18 protein-coding genes are annotated in these 20854 nt (G+C 64.1%); 12 read left to right on the top strand and 6 right to left on the bottom strand.

Annotated features, from left to right (window positions below; all coding sequences use genetic code 11):
• Position 1: 1 nt before the first annotated feature.
• Positions 2–2113: an acetate--CoA ligase family protein gene (locus GGR38_RS10300; RefSeq protein ID WP_183625186.1), complete on the top strand. Its 2112-nt coding sequence runs from the start codon at positions 2–4 to the stop codon at positions 2111–2113.
• 9 nt (positions 2114–2122) lie between these two features.
• Here the strand turns inward: GGR38_RS10300 and GGR38_RS10305 are convergent, their stop codons facing one another.
• Positions 2123–2974, bottom strand: coding sequence for a helix-turn-helix domain-containing protein (locus GGR38_RS10305; protein ID WP_183625188.1), 852 nt, complete (start codon positions 2972–2974; stop codon positions 2123–2125).
• A 126-nt stretch (positions 2975–3100) separates the two neighbouring features.
• On the opposite strand from GGR38_RS10305, the gene pobA reads away from it, so the two are divergent.
• Positions 3101–4270, top strand: coding sequence for a 4-hydroxybenzoate 3-monooxygenase (pobA, locus tag GGR38_RS10310; RefSeq protein ID WP_183625190.1), 1170 nt, complete (start codon positions 3101–3103; stop codon positions 4268–4270).
• 30 nt (positions 4271–4300) lie between these two features.
• Here pobA and GGR38_RS10315 read toward each other — a convergent pair whose 3' ends face one another.
• The gene (locus tag GGR38_RS10315; RefSeq protein ID WP_183625192.1) at positions 4301–5098 is read right to left on the bottom strand and encodes a hypothetical protein; all 798 of its coding nucleotides are present in this window, start codon (positions 5096–5098) and stop codon (positions 4301–4303) included.
• Between the two features lie 136 nt (positions 5099–5234).
• Between GGR38_RS10315 and trxB the strand changes: the two genes are divergently transcribed.
• A complete protein-coding gene (gene trxB, locus GGR38_RS10320; protein WP_183625194.1) occupies positions 5235–6212 on the top strand; it encodes a thioredoxin-disulfide reductase in 978 nt (325 codons plus the stop codon).
• A 20-nt stretch (positions 6213–6232) separates the two neighbouring features.
• Here the strand turns inward: trxB and GGR38_RS10325 are convergent, their stop codons facing one another.
• The 4 genes from GGR38_RS10325 to GGR38_RS10340 form a co-directional block, all read right to left on the bottom strand.
• Positions 6233–7015: a hydrolase 1, exosortase A system-associated gene (locus GGR38_RS10325; protein ID WP_221227068.1), complete on the bottom strand. Its 783-nt coding sequence runs from the start codon at positions 7013–7015 to the stop codon at positions 6233–6235.
• Positions 7015–7707 (bottom strand): alpha/beta fold hydrolase, encoded by a 693-nt coding sequence (locus tag GGR38_RS10330; protein WP_183625198.1) that lies wholly within the window; start codon positions 7705–7707, stop codon positions 7015–7017. Before GGR38_RS10330 ends, GGR38_RS10325 begins: the two co-directional genes overlap by 1 nt.
• Positions 7708–7758: 51 nt before the next feature.
• Entirely contained in the window at positions 7759–8022 is a 264-nt protein-coding gene (locus GGR38_RS10335; protein ID WP_183625200.1) for an acyl carrier protein, read from the bottom strand.
• A gap of 105 nt (positions 8023–8127) precedes the next feature.
• A complete protein-coding gene (locus GGR38_RS10340) occupies positions 8128–9162 on the bottom strand; it encodes a GNAT family N-acetyltransferase (RefSeq protein WP_343059068.1) in 1035 nt (344 codons plus the stop codon).
• Between the two features lie 26 nt (positions 9163–9188).
• On the opposite strand from GGR38_RS10340, the gene GGR38_RS10345 reads away from it, so the two are divergent.
• From GGR38_RS10345 to GGR38_RS10385, 9 genes are all read left to right on the top strand, one after another.
• Entirely contained in the window at positions 9189–10757 is a 1569-nt protein-coding gene (locus GGR38_RS10345; protein WP_183625202.1) for an acyl-CoA ligase (AMP-forming), exosortase A system-associated, read from the top strand.
• The gene (locus GGR38_RS10350) at positions 10754–11983 is read left to right on the top strand and encodes a pyridoxal-dependent decarboxylase, exosortase A system-associated (protein ID WP_183625204.1); all 1230 of its coding nucleotides are present in this window, start codon (positions 10754–10756) and stop codon (positions 11981–11983) included. The genes GGR38_RS10345 and GGR38_RS10350 overlap by 4 nt, the downstream gene beginning before the upstream one ends.
• A 305-nt stretch (positions 11984–12288) precedes the next feature.
• Positions 12289–12933 carry an XrtA/PEP-CTERM system exopolysaccharide export protein gene (locus tag GGR38_RS10355; RefSeq protein ID WP_168602364.1) on the top strand — a complete coding sequence of 215 codons (645 nt, stop codon included), beginning with the start codon at positions 12289–12291 and terminating at the stop codon, positions 12931–12933.
• 15 nt (positions 12934–12948) lie between these two features.
• Positions 12949–14478: an XrtA system polysaccharide chain length determinant gene (locus GGR38_RS10360; RefSeq protein WP_183625206.1), complete on the top strand. Its 1530-nt coding sequence runs from the start codon at positions 12949–12951 to the stop codon at positions 14476–14478.
• 10 nt (positions 14479–14488) lie between these two features.
• Entirely contained in the window at positions 14489–15571 is a 1083-nt protein-coding gene (locus GGR38_RS10365; RefSeq protein WP_183625208.1) for a P-loop NTPase family protein, read from the top strand.
• A 14-nt stretch (positions 15572–15585) separates the two neighbouring features.
• Entirely contained in the window at positions 15586–17607 is a 2022-nt protein-coding gene (locus tag GGR38_RS10370; protein WP_183625210.1) for a preprotein translocase subunit YajC, read from the top strand.
• A 20-nt stretch (positions 17608–17627) separates the two neighbouring features.
• Positions 17628–18824 carry an XrtA/PEP-CTERM system-associated ATPase gene (locus GGR38_RS10375; RefSeq protein ID WP_183625212.1) on the top strand — a complete coding sequence of 399 codons (1197 nt, stop codon included), beginning with the start codon at positions 17628–17630 and terminating at the stop codon, positions 18822–18824.
• Between the two features lie 26 nt (positions 18825–18850).
• Positions 18851–19771 carry an XrtA system polysaccharide deacetylase gene (locus tag GGR38_RS10380; protein ID WP_246404466.1) on the top strand — a complete coding sequence of 307 codons (921 nt, stop codon included), beginning with the start codon at positions 18851–18853 and terminating at the stop codon, positions 19769–19771.
• Positions 19768–20847 (top strand): FemAB family XrtA/PEP-CTERM system-associated protein, encoded by a 1080-nt coding sequence (locus GGR38_RS10385; RefSeq protein WP_183625214.1) that lies wholly within the window; start codon positions 19768–19770, stop codon positions 20845–20847. The genes GGR38_RS10380 and GGR38_RS10385 overlap by 4 nt, the downstream gene beginning before the upstream one ends.
• Positions 20848–20854: the final 7 nt, after the last annotated feature.

The raw sequence follows: 20854 nt of genomic DNA on the forward strand, positions 1-20854 counted from the left end.
GATGGCAAGACTGGAACGGGCGAGCATTGCTCGCCTGCTCAAGCCGCGCAGCGTGGCGGTTGTCGGCGCAAGCGACAAGCCGGGCGCCTTGGGCGCAACGCTGATCAGCAATCTGGACCGTGCCGGATATGCAGGCGCGATTTACCCGATCAATCCCAACCGGGAAAAGATCGGGGAGCGCGCCTGCCTGCCCTCGGTGGATGCTTTGCCCGATGGCGTGGATGTGGCGGTGCTCGCCATTCCCCGCGCTTTCGTGCTGGATACGATTAAGGGGTTGGCCGCGCGGGGCGTGGGCAGCGCGATCATCTTTGCCGCCGGCTTTGCCGAGGATGGCGAAGCGGGCATGGCCGAACAGGCCGAGATCGGCCGCCTTGCTGCGGAAAGCGGCATGGTGATCGAAGGGCCGAACTGCCTTGGCATGGTCAACCATGTCGATGGCGTGCCGCTGACCTTTGTGGAAACGGCGATTGTGCCGCCCGCCGGTCGGCGTTCGCTCTCGGTCGTGTCGCAATCGGGCGCAATGGCGGCGGTGCTTTGCACCACGCTGCTGGCCCGCGAACTCGCATGCTCCTATTCGGTCAGCACCGGCAATGAGGCGGCTTCGGGCGTAGAGGATTATCTCGACTGGCTGGTCGATGATGCCGATACGCAGGTGATCGCGATGATCGTCGAGCAGTTCCGCGATCCGGCCCGCTTCATCGCGGCCGCCGAACGCGCGCGCGCGGCGGGCAAGCCCATCGTGCTGCTGCACCCCGGCAAGAGCAGCGCGGCGCGCGAGAGCGCGGCCACGCATACCGGCGCCATGGCGGGCGATTACAAGCTGATGCGCGCCAAGGTGGAACGCACCGGCGTGATCTTTGCCGAAACGCTTCAGGAGCTGGGCGATATTGCCGAAATCCTGATCCGCTGCGCTGGCATGAGCCATCCTTCGGCAGCCGTTCTGGGCGAATCGGGCGCGTTCAAGGCTCTGACGCTCGATCTGGCCGAGGAACTGGGTCTGCCGCTGGCCGATCTGCATGATGAGGACAGCCCGGAACTGCGCGCTGCCCTGCCGCCTTTCGTACCGGTGTCGAACCCGCTCGACATCACCGCGCAGGGCCTGTCGCAGCCGGTGATTTATACGCAATCCTTGGGCGCGCTGATGGATGATGCGCGCGTGGGTGCGGTCGTGGCTGGGATCATCCAGTCCGATCCGATCACGGCCAAGATCAAGGTGCCTGCGATTGTTGCCGCTCTCGACGGGCGCGAGATCACCAAGCCGCTGGTCTTTGCGGGCCTCGATGAAGGCGCGGATATGCCCGCGCATTATATCGCGGATCTGCGCGCCCGCGGCATTCCTTGGTTCCCCACCACCGAGCGGGCTTTCCGCGCTCTGGCCGCGCTGACGCGGCGGGCGGCGCTAGATCTGACCAATGCGGCGCCGGATGCGCTGTCGGTGGCGGGCCTTGGCGATTATGCGGGCGTGGTGGCCGAATATCAGGCCAAGGCGCTGCTCGGCCCGCTGGGTATCAGCTTCCCCTCGGGCCAGTTTGCGGCAAATGCCGAGGCTGCTGTCGCGGCGGCCGAAGCTGTAGGCTATCCGGTGGCGATGAAGGCGCAGGCCGCCGCCTTGGGGCACAAGTCGGACGCTGGCGGGGTGATGCTCAATCTGGGTGATGCTGATGCTGTACGCGCGGCATTCCCCAAGATGGTGGCCAATGTCGCGGCCTATGATGCCGGGATCAATCTCGACGGCGTGCTGATCGAGAAGATGGGCAATCGCGGTCTGGAAATGATCGTGGGCGCCAAGAATGATCCCGAGTGGGGTCCGGTGGTGCTGGCCGGTTTTGGCGGGGTGACGGCGGAAATTCTGGCCGACGTGGCCTTGATTACGCCTGACCTGTCGGAAGAAGCCATTGTCGATAAGCTCTATGGGCTGAAGCAGGCCGCTTTGCTCAAGGGCTATCGCGGTTCGCCTGCGCTCGACGTGGCGGCGCTGGCCAAGCTGATCCGTCAGATCAGCGCGGTCTTGCTGGCCGAACCGTCCATTCTGGAAATGGACCTCAACCCGGTGATCCTGCATCCCGCAGGCGAGGGTGTTGTGGCGCTCGACGCGCTGATGCTGGTGAAGTAAACGGTGAACTCAGGCGGAGTGATCACGCTCCGCCTGAGGCCGCTGGCCCATCACGCGCAGGTAAAAGCGCGAGAAATAGGACGGGTCGGCAAAGCCCAATTCCTGCGCGATCTGGGTGATGGTTGCGTTTGTATAGCGCAGCAGCCGCTGCGCCTCGACGCCCAGACGGCGGTGGATCACATCAAGCGGGCTGCCCCCCAGACGGGCATGACACAGCCGCCCCAGCGTGCGCGGGGTGCAGCCGATATGGTCGGCGTAAAAATCCAGACCGCGATGTTCGCGCAAATGCACCTCGACCAGATGGCGGAATTGCGCGAGGCGGCGATCGTCCACGCTCTCGCCGCCCTGATCCGGGTCAGGCAGGCTGCGCGCCAGCGCTTCGGCCATGGCGAGGAAGAGATGGCCGTCCTGCCATTCCTGCGCCAGAGCGTTCATTTCCCCTGCCAGCAGGCCCACGCGCCGCGCCGCGCTTTCGCCCATCGTGCCATGGCCGCCCTTGGCCAATAATCGGCGCAGCGGATCATCCGCCCCCTGCGCCCGCCCGGCAAAATCGAGCGATAGCGTCAGGACATGGCCATGGGTGCCAGGGCTGAAGCGAAAGCCATGCACGCTGCCTGCGGGCAGCACGACATAGGCGGGCGGCGCCAGCGCGAAACGCGCGCCATCCAGCGTCACCTCGGCTTGCCCTGCGCTAACGATAAGTACCTGAATGCCGCGTTCATGGCGATGGGACGAGATTTCCCAGTCATGCAGGCTGGATCGTTCAGCAATCGTCTCGATATGGGCAAAACCAGCGGGCGAGGGCGTATTGCTCTCACCAAACAGGCCATAGACGGGAATGGCAGGGGATGTGTCGCGCATGTCCGAAAAGTGCCAATAGAATGACCGACCCATCCCTTTCCGCAAAGCCGGGCCAATGTCAATATTCGCACCAATCGGCCTGCCCCCGTAACGCTGGCCGCATGTGGAATGTGGGAGAATAAAACCATGAAAACTCAGGTCGCCATCATTGGCGCCGGGCCTGCGGGTCTGCTGCTGGGCCATTTGCTGAAATCCGAAGGCGTCGATTGCGTGGTGCTGGAGCGCCAGACCGGCGATTATGTGCTGGGCCGCATCCGTGCCGGCGTGCTGGAACAGATCACCGTTGGCCTGATGGAGCGCCTTGGTCTGGACGCCCGCCTCAAGGCCGAGGGCCTCGTCGAAGAAGGCTTTAATCTGGCCGATGGCGAACGCCTGATCCGCATCGACGTGGCGAACCTGACCGGCAAGACCGTGGTGGTTTACGGCCAGACCGAGATCACCAAGGACCTGATGGACGCCGCCCCCTCGCGCGGGCTGGAGGTGATCTATCAGGCGGGCGACGTTGCGCTGCATGACATCGAATCCGAAGCGCCCTATGTCACTTATACCAAGGACGGCAAGGAAGAGCGGATCGACGCGCGCTTCATCGTAGGCTGCGATGGCTTCCACGGCCCCAGCCGCAAGGCGATCCCCACCAGCGTCGCGCGCGAGTTCGAGCGGGTCTATCCCTTCGGCTGGCTGGGCATTCTGGCCGATGTGCCGCCCTGCAACCATGAGCTGATCTATGCTAATCACGAGCGCGGCTTTGCTCTGGCCTCGATGCGTTCGCACACGCGCAGCCGCTATTATGTCGACGTGCCGCTGACCGAGAAGATCGAGGATTGGAGCGACGATCGCGTGTGGGACGAGCTGGCGATCCGCCTTGGCCCGGATGCCGCCGCCAATATCACGCGCGGCCCTGCAATCGAAAAGAGCATCGCCCCGCTGCGCTCCTATGTGTTCGAACCGATGCGCCATGGCAGCCTGCTGCTTTGCGGGGACGCTGCCCATATCGTGCCGCCCACCGGGGCCAAGGGGCTCAACCTTGCCGCGTCCGACGTGCATTATGCCGCCGAGGCGCTGACCGCCTATTTCCGCCGCGCCGATAATGATGCGGTGATCGGCTATTCCGCCAAGGCGCTGGCCCGCGTGTGGAAGTCCGAGCGCTTTAGCTGGAGCCTGACCAAGCTGATGCACCGTTTCCCCGAGGATGGTCCGTTCGAACGCGCGATGCAGGTGGCCGAGCTGGACTATATCGCCACCAGCAAGGCGGCCCAGACCAGCATTGCCGAAAATTACGTCGGCCTTCCTGTATAAAGTCAATGGGGCGGGGGGAAACTCCCGCCCTTACAGTTTCCAGTTGAAGTTCAGATTGACATAGGTCCGGTTCGGCTGGCTCGCACTGCCCGGCCCCAGGCGCATATCATAGCCGGTTTCGGCCGAGAGCGACTTGTCCTTGCCCAGCAGTTTGAGCCGGGCCACCGCGCCCGCATCATGGCGGGCCAGAGGCGCGAAATTGTCAAACGTCCCCAGATCGCCCCGCGCCACCATACCCAGCGCCAGCGCCGAATTGAGCCGATAAAACGCGCTGGAATTATAGGAGAAATGCATCGGGTTCTGGCTGGCCAGCGACTTGTTGCCCTTCACATCGACCTGAAGATCGACCGGGCCGGACATATGGCGCAGCTTCACATTGGTGGCCATATTACGCGCATCGGCAAAGCGTTGTTCGACGCCCAGCGAGAGCAGGCTGGGGTCGCCCAGCTTGTATGTGCCCAGATCCTGAAACCGGACGCCGGGATCGGGAAACATGTTGTTTTTGCCATGCGAGACGCCGTTGACGACGATGGCGCGCCCATTGATCGGCGCCCCCCAACTGTCGACCGAAAAGCCGGTATAATGCCCGGTGGCCGCGATGTTGATGGCCAGCGCCGCATCCATCGCCCGCTCCAGCTCCGGCCCCAGTTCATCGGCAACGGCCATGGCGGTTTCATTGGCCGATGAACCTTCGCGCATATCCAGGGTGTCATTCAACGCCACCGGCCATTCGACAGCGGCAACCGTGGGCGCGGCCATATCCTGCGCATCGGCATGGGCGGCCGGAAACAGGGCGCAAAGGCCAAGGAGGAAGGGGCGATAGGGCATGGTCGGTTCAAAGTGTCGCGAGCAAAATCCAGACTTGGCCATACTATAGCGAATATTGGGCCGGAGAACAGAGCGCCATACTGGCTTTCCTTGAGACTCCTGCCTATCTCGGCGCGGTTAGGAAAGTGAGAATCGCATGGCAACGCATACTACTCGGATGCTCATCATTGGTTCCGGCCCGGCCGGGCTGACCGCGGCGATCTATGGCGCGCGGGCGGGTTTGAACCCTATCGTGGTGCAAGGGCTTCAGCCCGGCGGGCAATTGACCATCACCACCGACGTTGAAAACTATCCCGGTTTCCGTGAGGCGGTGCAGGGTCCGTGGCTGGTGCAGGAAATGCAGGCACAGGCCGAGCATGTGGGCACCCGGATGCTGTGGGACACGATTGTCGATATCGACCTGTCCGGCCCTCCGTTCCGCGCGATTGGCGATTCGGGCGATGTTTATGAAGGCGACACGCTGGTCATCTGCACCGGCGCGCAGGCCAAGTGGCTGGGCACCAAGGGCGAGCAGGAATTTTCGGGCAAGGGCGTTTCGGCCTGCGCGACCTGCGACGGTTTCTTCTATCGCGGCAAGAAGGTCGTGGTGATCGGCGGCGGCAATACGGCGGTCGAGGAAGCGCTTTACCTGACCAACCATTCGCAGGACGTGACGCTGATCCACCGCCGCGATTCGCTGCGTGCGGAAAAGATCCTTCAGGACCGCCTGTTCGCGCATCCGAACATCAAGGTGCTGTGGAACAAGGAAGTGGCCGAATTCGTCGGCGATGCGGCGATTGGCGGCGCGGGTCTGACGGGTCTGGCTCTGGTCGATACGGTGACGGGCGAGGCTTCGGTCGAACCGGCGCAGGGCGCTTTCGTGGCCATCGGCCATGCACCCGCCACCGAATTGTTCAAGGGCAAGCTGGAACTGGACGAGAGCGGCTATATCGTGGTTCAGCCCGGCACGCCCAAGACCGCGATCCCCGGCGTGTTTGCGGCGGGCGACGTGATGGATCATACCTATCGTCAGGCCGTGACGGCGGCGGGCACGGGCTGCATGGCGGCGCTGGATGCGGAACGCTTTGTCGGCGCGCTGGATTTTGCGGCGCAGGCGGCCAAGGCCGACGCTTAATGCTAAAAGGGGCGGCGAGTTTATGCGCCGCCCTTTAACGCCCCGATGATCTGCGCTATCAACCATTCGCGCGCATGGGGTTCGACAAAGGAATGGCTGGCCCCATCGCAGCGGGCGATGCGCGGGTCCTTGCCATCCCATACGCCGGCAAAGGCCTGCGCGGTCGAATCATTGCCCGCCAGCAGCAGCCGCACGGGCCCCGCAAAAGCGGCCAGCCCATCACGCATCTGTTGAACCAGCGGGGCGGGCGGCGGGGCGGGCCGCGCCAGACGCAGCAGCGAGCCGAACAGGCTGGCCAGCGAGACTTTCCCTGTCAGCAAGCGCATCAGCGCATCGGTATTGACCAGCCGCTTGCGATAATGCGCGCGCAAGGCCTGTACGGATGGCCCGGCATTTTCCTCCTCAAAGGTCCAGGGGTTGGATAGTACCAGCCCATCCACCCCGGCGCCTGATGACAGCATCAGCGCGCTGGCCGCATCGCAATTGCCCAGCGCGATCACGCGGGACAGGGACGGCACCGCCGCCCGAAACGCCGCAATGGCCGCCGCCAGATCGGGGGCAGAGGATTTGAATCCGCCATTGGCCCCTTCGCTCTCGCCCACGCCGCGCCGGTCGAAACGGAACGCTGCATAGCCCTGCGCCACCGCGCCCTCGGCAATGCGGGCATGGCTGCCCCATGCGCCGCTGCGGATTTCATTGCCGCCCGAAACGATCAGCAGACCGGTGGTGGGCGCGGCATCCGGCAAATCGAGCGTGGCGCAAAGCATCGCGCCCTCGCAGGGGAAACTGAGCATCTGGCGCATCACGCCGTCTCCCTCTGGGCCAGAGCGACCGCGATGATCGCGGCCAAGGCATCGGCCTGGCCTGCATCCTCGCCCGGTTCGGTGCGCAACCATAATCCGGGGCCGCCCAGCATATCCTGCGTGATGGTCTGCATGGAGGGCTCCTCACGCGCCACCAATCCGCCAAATTCCGCGATAAAATCAGCCCCCAGCCGGTATCCGGCCAGTTCCAGCCCATGCATCCGCCCGGCTTCGAGCAGGCTGTCCTGCGTCTCGCTGCGCCCGGCTTCACGCGCGGCAAGGATGCGCGCGCGCAGCATCTGGCGCATCTGGCTGGCGCCCGCCACCGGAGCGTAATGCCACCCCGGCACCCCGCGCGGCGCGGCCAGCGCCCCGCCACGGATGGTCAGCACATGGCTGGCCGCGAAATGGCGCGCGGCCCCTTCCATCGCCACCTGCCAGTCGCCGGGCGTCTGGGTGTCGAGCGGCAGGATGCTTTCGTTGAACCCCGGCAGATCGGGCAAGACGCAGGCGACCCCGCTGGCGGCCAGCCGCCGCATTACCTCGACGGTAAAGCGCCGCAGCTTGTTGCCCTCGTCAAACAGCGCCGGCACGATCAGCAGACAGGCCTTGGCCGCGCCATCCGGGCGCATGGTCAAGGCCCATTCATCCGCCGTTCCGCCGCCGGGCAGCGGGCAGGGCCATTGGGTCATTTCTCGCAACCTGCATTCCTTACATAGGTTCAGGCCGCGCCGGGTTTCGTTTCAGGCCGCGCCGCGGCGCTCGGAAACGAAATTCAGCAGCGAGCCATAGTCGGCCAGCATATCGCCATCGACATCTTCATCCTCGACGATGATGCCCAAACGATCCTCGATTTCGGTTAACAGCCCCGCCACCGCCATCGAATCCAGTTCGGGCAGATGGCCAAACAGGCCGGTTTGCGCGGTAAAAGCCTCGGCCTGGCCCGGTTTCAGCCCCAGCACATCGCGCAGGATGGCGCGCAGCAGTTGGTCGGTATCGTCTTGCATGGCATTCCTGTAGGTTTAATTCACCTTGCCCCGGTAGCCGCCTCGCGGGTTTGCCTCAAGCCTTGGCTGCATAGCGGCATTTGGTTTCCAAATTATCGACGTCAATCATTTGGCCCGATCAACTATCCGGCGGAGCAGCGACTTGGCGATTGGTCCCCATTGGGCAGGGCGCAGCGGGTTATAGGCGACGATTCGATAGCGCGGGCGGGCTTCCTCCATCCAGTCGCGCTTATAAGGATCATCGCCCGTGCCGAAATCGACGGTGTGGACATGATCGCCGTCGATCACCCTTTCAAACAAAGCCGCCGACAGGCTGGTGCCCGGCGAGATCGGCTTGGCCGCCTCGATATAGGCCAGCTTGTGAATATAGGCCGTGCCGTTTTCGACGGTCCACATCTGGGCGGCGACGGGCTGGTTCACGCCCTCGATCTCGCCATAGGCCACACCCAAGCGCAACCGGCCCGCCGCGCCTTCCTCCTGCGCGAAACGGCGCAAGAGGGCGGGCGAACCTTCCTCCGGCTTCCAGCTTTGCGCATAGATGGCTTCGTAATCATCCCATGCCGCATCGGAAAAGGCGTCATAGAGGGTGATCGCAACCTTCTTGGCCTTGCGCTTTAATGTGGTGCGCAAAGGGCCGGGGCGGGCCGACATGTAATCGGCATAGGACCGCCCGTTCAGGCGCAGAAAGTGATTGGTGTCGCAAGGCGCGCGCTCGACAAACCAGCCTGCCCGCGTAAAGGCGGCGGCCAGGATACTGGCCGCGCCATCCTCGTCCGGCACCGGCCAGAGCGTGATGCGCCCCGTGCGCCCGCGCAGATCCCGCGCCAGCGCGACAAGCAGCCCCAGCCCATCGGCCCCCGCCGACACACGCGGCCGCACCGTAAAGGCATACCAATTGGCCAGCGGCCCCAGTTCATCGGGCTTTGACCCATCCGGGCGATGAGCCAGCGGCAGCACCGCGACATCATCCCCATCACGCGCCACCCCCAGCATCGGGCGCACCCCGCCCAGTTCGGCAAGGCCCACAAACCATTCCAGCCGGTCAAAAGGTCCGGGCGCGAGTGGGGCGCCAAGCAGCGCCGTGAGCGCATAATCGCCTTGCAGTTCGTTAAGGTTAGCGTGATAGCTGAGCCGGGTCACAAGCCTGTCCGAAATCGGGAAAATCCATGGTACAGCACAGTATTCCGCTCGAAACCGCTCCTTTGCCGCTGGACCATCTGGCGATCCGGGGCAGGGATGAGGCTCCGGCTCTCGTGCTGCGCGAAGGCGTTCTTAGCTATAAGGATTTAACAGAGCGTGTCGGTGCGATGGCGGCATGGCTGGCGGCGCGTGCGGAAAAGGGCGCGCGGATTGCCACATGGGCGGCCAAGGGTGAGCTGACATGTCTGATGCCTCTGGCGGCGGCGCGGGCGGGCATGGTGCATGTGCCGATCAATCCGCTGCTGAAACGGGCGCAGGTGGCGCATATTCTGGCCGACAGCGGGGCGGCGCTGCTGATCGCCACGCCCGCGAGGCTGGCTTCGCTGGAGGCGGGCGATGCACCCTGTCCGACGATGGGCGAGGGCGAGGCGATTGAAGCGAGCCGGGGTTTTGATCCGCTGGGGCCTTCGCAGGGCGATCCCGATGATCTGGCCGCGATTCTTTATACCAGTGGTTCGACCGGGCGGCCCAAGGGGGTGATGCTGTCTCATGCCAATATGTGGCTGGGTGCGCAGAGCGTGGCGGCCTATCTGGGCCTGAGCAGCGATGACCGGGCGCTGGCGGTGCTGCCTCTCAGCTTTGACTATGGGCAGAACCAGTTGCTCTCGCACTGGTATGCCGGGGCCAGCGCGGTGCCGCTCGATTATCTGATGCCGCGCGATGTGGTAAAGGCGATTGATCGCCATGATGTGACCACGCTTGCCTGCGTCCCGCCGCTCTGGGTGCAATTGACGGAATTGGAATGGCCCGATCATGTGGCGGGCAAATTGCGGCGGCTGACCAACAGCGGGGGCGCGCTGACGGTTGATCTGGTGCATCGCCTGCGGGGGATATTTCCCGATGCGCGCCTGTTCGCCATGTATGGACTGACCGAGGCGTTTCGCTCGACCTTCCTCGATCCGGCACTGATCGACACACATCCCACCAGCATGGGCAAGGCGATTCCCCATGCCGAAATTCTGGTGGTGAGGGATGATGGCGCCATCGCGGGCGATGATGAGGAAGGCGAGCTGGTCCATTGCGGCCCGCTGGTGGCGCAGGGCTATTGGCAGGATGCGGCCCGCACCGCCGAGCGCTATAAGCCCGCGCCGCAGGGCAGCGCCTATGGCGGCATGGCGGTGTGGAGCGGCGACAGGGTGCGGCGCGATGCGGCGGGCCTGCTTTATTTCGTGGGGCGGCGCGATGCGATGATCAAATCCGCGGGCAACCGCATCAGTCCCCAGGAGATCGAGGATGCCGCCGTCGCCACCGGATTGGTGGCCGAGGCGATGGCGCTGGGCCTGCCCGATGATCGGCTGGGCCATGCGGTCTGTCTGGTGGTGCGCGCTGTGCCGGGCGCGCAAAACCCGGCTGAGGAATTGCCCCGAAGGTTGAAGGCCGATCTGCCCAATTTCATGCAGCCTTCGGTGATCCACTGGAAGGAGGCCATGCCCATCAGCCCCAATGGCAAATTGGACCGCACAGGATTGTATCAGGAAATGCTGGAATGGAAGATTGCCGTCGATCAGGCCACCTCGCGGGAGCTTGATGCATGAAGCCTTTGGGGCCGATTCCGGCAGGTTTTGCCGCGCGTGATGGTGTTCTGACGATTGATGGGGCCAAGGTTACCGAACTGATCGCGCAGAGCGGGGGGGCGACGCCTCTGTTTGTCTATTCAGGCGCGATGCTGCGGGCGCGGGTGGCGGATCTGCGCGCGGCCATGCCGGATCGGTTGGCCATCCATTATGCGATGAAGGCCAATCCCTTTGCGCCCCTGCTGCGGCTGATGAGCGGGCTGGTCGATGGGTTCGACATTGCCAGCGGCGGCGAGTTGGGCATGGCGCTGGAAGCGGGGCTGGACCCTGAACGGATCAGCTTTGCCGGGCCAGGCAAGCGAGACATGGAATTGCAGGCCGCGATTATGCGCGGCGTCACGCTCAATCTGGAATCCGAAGGCGAGGCCGAACGCGCGCTGAAGATTGCCGAGCGAATCGGCAAGACTCCAAGACTGGCGATACGGGTAAACCCCGATTTCGGCCTTGCGGGATCGGGCATGAAGATGGGCGGCGGGGCCAAGCCCTTTGGCGTGGATGCCGAGCGCGTGCCCGAACTGGCGCGGCGAATCGTCGGCGCGGGGGCGGATTGGCGCGGTTTCCATATCTTCGCCGGATCGCAATCGCTTTATACCGACGCGATCATCGAGACCCAGGCCCAGACCATCAAACTGGCCGCGCGGCTGGCTGAGGAGGCGGGCGTGGGCCTGCCGCATTGCAATCTGGGCGGGGGCATGGGCATTCCCTATTTCCCCGGCGACACGTCCGTCGATGCCCCCCGCGTGGGCGAGGCATTGGCGCGCGAATTTGAACAGATGCCTGACGTTCTGGCCGAAACCCAGTTCTGCATCGAACTGGGCCGCTATCTGGTGGGCGAGGCGGGGGTTTACTTGACCCGTATTGTCGATCGCAAGATCAGCCATGGCGAAGTCTATCTGGTGACCGACGGCGGATTGCATCACCAATTGGCCGCCAGCGGCAATTTCGGCACGGTGGTGCGACGCAACTATCCCGTTGCCATTGCCACGAAATTCGGCGCCGAATCGGGCGAGGAAGCCAGCATCGTGGGCTGTCTTTGCACCCCGCTTGACCGGCTGGCCGACAAGGCGGGCTTTCCTCATGCCGATGTGGGCGATCTGGTCGCGGTGTTTTGCGCCGGTGCCTATGGCGCCAGCGCCAGCCCTTCGGCCTTTTTGGGGCAGGGTCCGGCGCGCGAGATGCTGATATAAGGCGTGTTACCTAGTTTCGCCTCCTTCAGCTTTACCAATATGGCTTTACTTTGCCCGTTCGGCCTCGGGCAAAGTTTTGCGCAAGACGCGCCAAGACGCCGCAAGAATCGCGGCTGTTAAGAAGTTTCCGGCAATTGTCCCCATCTGGGACCACACTCCAAAAAGGCCGGAATTGGCCGGTTGTGTGCCACAATGGCTAACCGGATCTTTACCCTTCTTGCCCATACCGCACCTTGAACTGCCGTACCTTCCATCAGGAATGCATCCTGTTGGGCAACCGGACGGCGCCGTCGAGGAAAAGGACCATGTCGAGCAAAAGTTTTGCAACGCTGCTTGGCGGAGCTGCGCTGGCCAGCGTCGCCATGGCGGGCTGCGCCGACGCTAGAACCGCCCCGCGTTTGCCCTCCGCCAACTTTGTCGCGCTTCAGGAAGGACCGGGCGAGGATTACGTGATCGGGCCGATGGACGAACTGACCGTGTTCGTCTGGCGCAACCCCGAACTGGGCGCGCGCGTCCAGGTTCGCCCCGATGGCCGGATTACCACGCCGCTGATCGCCGACCTGCCCGCCACGGGCAAGACGCCCAGCATGCTGGCGCAGGACATTCAGCTTCAGCTCAGCCAGTATATTCAGGACCCGCTGGTCTCGGTGATCGTCAACCGCTTTGCCGGTACGTTCTCTGAACAGATCCGCATCGTCGGCGCCACCGGGCGCCCCGCCTCGATCCCCTATCGCGCGAACATGACCATTCTGGACGCGATGATTGCGGTGGGCGGGATGAATGAATTTGCGGCCGGTAACCGCTCGAAGCTCGTTCGCTTCGACAAGGCCACCGGCAAGCAGAAGGAATTTTCGCTGCGTCTTGGCGACCTTTTCAAGAAGGGCGACTCCAAGGCCAACGTGATGCTGATGCCGGGCGATGTGATCATCATCCCCGAAAGCATCTTCTAAGCAGGGGGCCATCCGATGAATACGCTTCTGGAAGATTTCCGGGCAACGTTGCACAGCATCTGGCAACGCCGCTGGCTCGCGCTCGCTGTGGCGTGGGTGGTGTGCGTGCTGGGCTGGCTGGGCGTTTCGATGGTGCCCAACACCTATGAATCGCGCGCGCGCATCTTTGTCCAGCTCTACGATCCGCTGGCAACGCAGGTCGGCATCAACGACACCGACCGCAAGGCCGCCATCGACAAGGTGCGCGATTCGCTGACCGGCACGCTCAATCTGGAGCGCGTGATCCGCTCGACCCGTCTGGGCGAGAACATCACCACGCGCAAGCAGATGGACGGCGCCGTGGCGGGCCTTGGCAAGGCGATCAAGATCAACGCCGATCAGGACAATCTGTTCACGATCACCGCGCGTTCGGCCTCGATGCGCTATTCCGATGGCGAAAACGCCCGCCTGTCGCGCGATGTCGTCCAGAAGCTGATCGACATTTTCCGCGAGGAAAACCAGAACGGGGGTCAGGGCGAAATGAAGCAGACGCTTCAGTTCCTCGACCAGCAGCTGGCCAACCGTCAGGGCGAGCTTCAGGCCGCCGAACAGCGCCGTCTGGCCTTTGAATCGCAGCATCCCGAACTGGCGCAGGGCGGCGTTTCGCTGATCCAGCGTCTGGAACAGAGCCGCGCTTCGATCCGTGGTCTGGACGCCGACATTGCCGCCGCGCAAAGCTCGCTTGCCGCCATTCAGGCACAGGTGGCCAGCACGCCCCAGACCGTGGCCGTTTCCGGCCCCACCGGCGGCCTGCGTGGTCAGCTTGCTCAGGTTCAGTCGGATCTGGCGATGATGCGCGCTCGCGGGCTCACCGAAAACCACCCCGACGTGATCACCGCGCGCAACCAGATCGTCTCGCTGCGCCAGCAGATCAAGGCGGAAGGCAATTCGGGCGTCGCCTCGGGCACGCCGAACCCGGCCTACAGCTCGCTCGAATCGATCCGCGCCGAACGTCAGGCCAATCTGCAATCGCTGCAGGCCCGCCGTACGGCCGCTGAAGGCGAGATCGCCCAGATCACCTCGCAGCAGTTCACCAACCCCGAACTGATGCAGGAAGCCCAGAACATCAGCCGCGACTATGACGTGCTGAAAAGCCAGTATGACAAGATGCTGACCGACCGCGAAAACCTGCGCCTCAAGGGCCAGGTCGTCTCGGCCCGCGGCACGGCCAAGGTCGATGTGCTCGATCCGCCGGTTCTGCCCCGTGCGCCCACCGCGCCCAATCGTCCGCTGTTGCTGCTGATCGTTCTGGCGGGTGGCATCGTGGCCGGCATCGGCGTGGCTTTCGCTGCCGGTGAACTCCAGTCGAGCTTCTCGACCACGAGCAAGCTGGAGCGTTCGACGGGTCTGCCGGTGCTGGGTGCCATTTCCCAGACGCTGACCGCCGAGGGCGCGGCCACCAAGGCCCGCCGTACCCGCAACTTCTACGCTGCATCGGCGGCTCTGGGCGGTGTGTTTGCCCTGCTGCTGGCAATGGAATTCATCCAGCGCGGCACGATCGCCTGAGGAGGATGACATGAACGAACCTCTCAAGAATCAGGACTTTCCGCAAAAGCCGGAAGAATCGCACAGCTCGCTGATCCAGCGAGCGATGCAGGCCTTCGATCGCGGCCAGTTCGTGCCGCCTTCGGGTCCGGCCGATCTGCTGCCACCCTCGCTGACCCCGCAGGCGCCGGTTCAGGCGGCCCCGGTTCAGGCTCCGATAGTTCCGCAGGCTCCGGCGCAGCCTTATGCTCCGGCGCCCATCGTGGCCCCGGTGGCCCCGCCGCCCCAATATGGCGGGCAAACCTATGGCGAACAGGCCGCCCATGCGCCCCAGTTCGCGCCCCAGCAGCCTGCCTATGCGCCCGCTGCTCCGGCGCCCTCTTTCCACCGCATCAACCATCAGCGCCTCGCGCTGGAAGGTTTCGCGGTGCCGGGCGGTGGAGCCAACGCGCAGGTCGAGGAATTCCGCCTCGTCAAGCGCCAGCTGCTCGAACAGATCGAGGATCTGCGCCGTCAGGGCGCGGGCGTTGAGGCTCAGGCGATCCTTGTGACTTCGGCTCTGCCCGAGGAAGGCAAGACCTTCGTGGCGATCAACCTCGCCATGTCGATCGCGGCGGAAAAGGACAGCGAAGTCGTGCTGGTCGATCTCGACATGGCGCGCTCCTCTGTCCTCTCCACGCTTGGCCTGCCTTCGGGTCCGGGGCTGGTCGATGCGATTGCCGATCCGCGCATCGATGTGCGCGATCTGGTGATCAAGACGGATCTGGGCGGGCTTTCGGTGCTGCCGGGCGGCCGCCCGACGGCGTCGGACTCCGAATATCTGGCCTCGGCCCGCGCCAAGGCGGTGCTGGCCCGGCTGGTCGAAGGACACCCGAACCGCGTGGTCGTGTTTGACACGCCGCCGGTTCTGGCCGCCGCCCTTGCGGTCGAGGTCGCCAAACTGTCGGCCCAGACCGTGCTGGTGGTGAAGGCGGAAAAGACCTCCGGCAGCGCGGTGCAGGATGCCGCAGGTCTGCTCTCGGCGGGCTGTCCTAATGTGCAGGCGCTGCTCAACGGGGTGCAATTCAGCCCCAGCGGCCGTCGCTTCGGCACCTATCACAACTATCGCGGGTAAAGATTATGCGGGCGATGCCTCATCGGATTTCTGTTCTGGCTCTGGGCGTGGTGCTTGCGGCTTTGCCGCAGGTGGCCGCCGCCCAGCCTCGCCAGACTGCCGCTCAGACACAGGGTCTGAACGATGCGGCGATGCAGGCCATCGCCCCCAATCTTGCCGATAATACCATCCAGACCACCGACAACAGCCGCGACAATGGCGCGCAGGGCGTGGTCCAGCAGGATGAGGCGATCGGGGCCAATCCCTATACGCCTTTTTCCTATGACAATGACGTGACCTATACGCAGGCCGATGGTTTGCGCACCAGCAACACCAACCGCCGCGAAACCCCGGCCGACCGCGCGGGCCGCTATTACGGCGCGGCCTACAGCAGCGGCGATCTGGCCTCGGCGGCCTATTCGGACGACGATTACAATTCGACCCGCGGCAAGACCACGATGAAGCCGCGCCGCCTTGGCGTGTTCGATCAGGGCACGGTGGACAAGCGTCGTCTGGCGATCCGCCCCTATATCGAGGCCGCGCAGGTGGTGCAGGCCAATCTCGGCTCGCGCAGCGGCCTTGCCTATAATGACGATGTCGTCACCTATTCGACGCTGGCGGCAGGCGCCGACGCGACGATCAATGGGCGCAACAATCAGGGCGTGATTTCCGCGCGTTACGAGCGCCGCTTTACCTGGAACCGCAAGAGCAACACCGATGGCGTGACGGGCATCGCGCGTATGTCCTCCTCCATCGTGCCCAATGCGCTGCGCGTGGATTACGGCGGCTTTGCCAATCGCACCTATGTGAGCGAAACCGGCGCGGCCTTTGGGTCGAGCGCGGTGGGGGCGGATTCGCTGACGCAGGTTTACTCGGTCTATGCCGGGCCGACGCTTGCCACGCAAAAGGGCGATGTGGCTGTGACCGCGCATTATCATGCCGGTTACACCGCGCTCAATTCGCAGGGCAATGTCAACGCCAATGGCGTGAGCGCCGGGGTGGACCGGCTTGACCATTCGACGGTGCAGGAAGGCCGCTTTGCCATCGGCAACCGTCCGGGCGAGGGGCTTCCCGTTGGCCTTGGCGTGGATGCGGGCATCTATCAGGAAGACGTCTCGAACCTGACCCAGCGCGTGAGCGACAAGCATGTGCGCGGATCGGTGACGATCCCGGTGTCCGAAGACGTGTCGCTGGTGGGCGGCGCGGGCTATGAGCATGTGCGGGTTTCGGCGCGCAACGCCAAGTTTGACAGTGCGGGCAATGTCATTGTCGATGCCAATGGCCGCTATGTCACCGATTATTCGCAAGGCCGCCAGATCGCCTTCGACACCGAAGGGCTGATCTGGGACGCGGGCGTTGTCTGGCGCCCCAGCCGCCGCACCAATATGGAATTCCATGTGGGCGAACGCTATGGTCGTCTGGGCGGCTATGGCTTCATCACCTATCAGCCCGACGATCATTCCAGCTTCAATCTGGTGGTCTATCAGGGCGTGACCGGCTTTGGCGGGGCGCTGACCAATTCGCTCTTCAACCTGCCCACGCAATTTTCGACCGTGCGCGATGCGATCACCGGCAATCTGTCGAGCTGCGTTGCGGCGGCCACTTCGGGCAATTGCCTTGCCGGCTCCATCGGTTCGGTCAATTCGACGGTCTATCGCGGCAATGGCTTCTCGGCCGGTTATTCGTTTGACCGCAGCCGTCTGCGCGGCGGTATCGGCTTTGGCTATGAGCGCCGCCAGTACATCACGGCGCCCAACACCATTCTGGCCAATATCAACGGCAAGGTGGACCAGTATTACTGGGTCTCGACCTATCTGGGCTATCACGTGACGCCGCGTTCGACCTTTGGCGCCACGCTGGACGGGTATAAATACATCAGCGGGCTCAACACCGCGCAGGGCGACATCAACGCCATTCGCGCCGTGGGCCTTTATCAGTATTACATGTCGCGCCATCTGACGGCGACCGCATCCTTGGCTTTGGACGGGATCACCCGCGAAAAGGCCGATGACCTGTGGAGCACGGCGGCCGCGCTTGGTATGCGTTACACCTTCTGATCCCATTGGGGAGAGCAAGAATGTTCGATAATTTCTATGGTTTCACCGGGCGCCCGTTTCAGCTCACCCCCGATCCGGCGTTTTATTTCGAGAGCCTGACCCATCGCAAGGCACTGTCCTATCTGGGCTATGGCCTGGCGCAGGGCGAGGGCTTCATCGTCATCACCGGCGAGGTGGGCGCGGGCAAATCGACGTTGGTGGCCCATCTGATGGCCACCATCGACCGCAATCGCCTGACCGCTGCGCAGATCGTCACCAGCCGTCTGGACAGCGGCGAACTGGTGCATGTCGTGGCGCAGGCCTTTGGACTGAGCGTGCCGGGGCAGGACAAGGCCAGCGCCTTGGGCGCGATCGAGAAGTTCCTGCATGACGAGGCGCGCGCGGGCCGCCGCTGCCTGCTGGTGGTGGACGAATCGCAGAACCTTGCGCTGGGCGCGCTCGAAGAATTGCGCATGTTGTCCAATTTCCAGTTGGGCAGCCATCCGCTGCTGCAAATCCTGCTGCTTGGCCAGCCCGAATTCCGCGACAGCCTGCAGGGCCACCCCGGCCTTGAACAATTGCGCCAGCGCGTGATTGCCGCCCATCACCTTGACGCGATGGAGCCGGGCGAAATGGAGCCCTATATCATGCACCGCCTGCGCCTGGTGGGCTGGAACGGCAATCCGCAATTCGATCCGCGCGTCTTTGCCGAACTTTACACCGCCACGGGCGGCGTGCCGCGCCGGATCAACCAGATCGTCAACCGCCTGCTGATCCTTGGCGCGGTGGAGCAGCGCCAGCATATCGACGGCGTGATGCTGGCGCAGGTGCTGGCCGAACTGACGGCGGATGGCGGTTTGCAGATCGCCCCCGCGCCCAGCCAGCCCACGCTCTCCACCGCCGCCGCGCAGGGGCTGACGCTGCCCACATCGGCCCAGCCGCAGGCCATTCCCGCGCAATTCGCCGCCGAGGGCCTGACCCAGCTTCAGGCCGCTTTGGCCCAGCGCGACAGCCAGATTGCCGAATTGCAGCAGGCCGTGATCGAACTGGCCAATCAGGGCGACACATCGGGGCTGGAAGGCGCGGATGCTGCGCATAAGGCCGCCATCGAAGTGATGCAGGAACGTCTGGCCAAGCTGGAAAGCCGGTTGATCGAGCAGGACCGCACGATCCGCCATACGCTGACCATGCTGATCGAATGGATTGAGCGCGACGAGGCGCAGCGCGTCGCGGCCTGATCCCTTTCTCGCCGGGAGACAGATGTATGGTGGCCGAAATGCCGCTGGTAAAGGGGCCGCCCAAGACTGGGCTTGTCAACGCGTTTTCGGTCGATGTTGAGGATTGGTTTCAGGTCGGCGCCTTTGAAAAGGTGATCGACCCGGCCGATTGGGACAGTCTGGCCTGCCGGGTTGATGTCAACACCAACCGCCTGCTCGATATGTGCGCGGATCTTGGCGTTAAGGCCACGTTCTTCACATTGGGCTGGGTGGCCGCGCGCCACCCCGCGCTGATGCGGCGGATTGTGGAACAGGGGCATGAACTGGCCAGCCATGGCTGGGCCCATGCCCGCGTGTTCACGATGGACGGCGCCGGTTTCGCCCGCGACATTGGTGATGCGCGCAAGGCGCTGGAGGATGCCTCCGGCGCGCGCGTCATCGGCTATCGCGCGCCCAGCTTCTCCATCGACAGGCGCACCCCATGGGCGCATGAAATCCTTGGGGAGCAAGGCTACCTCTATTCCAGCAGCGTGGCTCCGATTGCCCACGATCATTATGGCTGGCGGCAGGCCCCGCGTTTCGCGTTCCGCCCGGTGGCGGGGGCCGATCTGATCGAAATCCCGGTCACCACTGTGGAGGCGATGGGGCGGCGCATGGCGGCGGGCGGAGGCGGCTTTTTCCGCGTGCTGCCCTATGGCTTCAGCCAATGGGCGATGCGCCGCGTCAATACCCAGGACGAGCGCCCGATCATCTTTTACTTTCACCCGTGGGAAGTCGACACAGATCAGCCCCGCGTTCCCCATGCTCCGCTGAAAAGTCGCCTGCGTCATTATACAAATATTGACGGTATGGAGGCTAAGTTACGGCGAATGCTCGAAGAATTCGCATGGGGACGTATGGATAACGTGGCGGCAACCGAGGCTCAGCGTCTTGTTGAGTTTACCCCGGTGGTGGAGTTCGAAAGATGAACGCACCTTTCCGCATTGATGTAGAGCCGCGCGCGGTGCTGGCCGATCTGGGCGACCCGGATATGGCGCGCTCGATTGAGGCCTTCGTCGTTGCTCATCCTGATGCCACGCCTTTTCATCGCCCGGCATGGCTCAAGGCCGTGGCGCGCGGCACGGGCAATGATGCGCTGGCGCTGGTGCTGACGCGCTGCGGCGTGGTCGAGGCCTATCTGCCGCTGACGCAGGTGCATTCGCCGATCTTTGGCCGGGTTCTGGCGTCGAGCGGTTTTGCTGTGGGCGGGGGCGTGCTGGTCGCGCCCGATGTCGATCCTGCGCCTTTGTTTGTGGCGGTTGAGGAACTGGCGCTGCGCCAATCCACCCCCAGTGTCGAATTGCGCGGCGGGCCGCTGCCCGAGGCTCGCGAAGGCTGGGCGATCAAGCGCGAGAGCCATTGCGGCTTCATCCGCCCGCTGGCCGAGAGCGACGAGGCCGAACTCACCGCCATCCCGCGCAAACAGCGCGCCGAGGTGCGCAAGAGCCTTGCCGGTGATCTGACCGTGGAAACGGGCACCGGCCCCTCCGATCGCGCCGCCCATTACGCCACCTATGCGCAAAGCGTGCGCAATCTGGGCACGCCGGTTTTTCCGCGCGCGCTCTTCGATGCGGTGCTGGACCTGTTTGGCGATGATGCCGATATTCTGACCATCCGCCACGATGGCGCCCCGGTGGCCAGTGTGCTGTCGGTCTATCACAATGGCGCGGTCATGCCCTATTGGGGCGGCGGTACGTGGGATGCGCGGCGGCTGCGCGCCAATGACCGCATGTATTACGAGCTGATGCTGCACGCCCGCCGCCGGGGATGCACCCATTTCGATTTCGGGCGCAGCAAGACCAACAGCGGCGCCTATGATTTCAAGCGCAACTGGGGCTTTGATCCGCAGCCGCTTTCCTATGGCGTATGGACCGCGCCGGGCGCGCCCAAGCGCGATGCCGATCCCACCAGCGCGACCCATTCGCGCCGGATCGACCTGTGGAAGAAGCTGCCCTTGCCGGTGGCCAATCTGATCGGGCCATGGATTGCGCGGGGGCTGGGATAGGGGACGC

The organism is Novosphingobium sediminicola, assembly GCF_014196525.1.
Taxonomy (GTDB): Bacteria; Pseudomonadota; Alphaproteobacteria; order Sphingomonadales; family Sphingomonadaceae; genus Novosphingobium; species Novosphingobium sediminicola.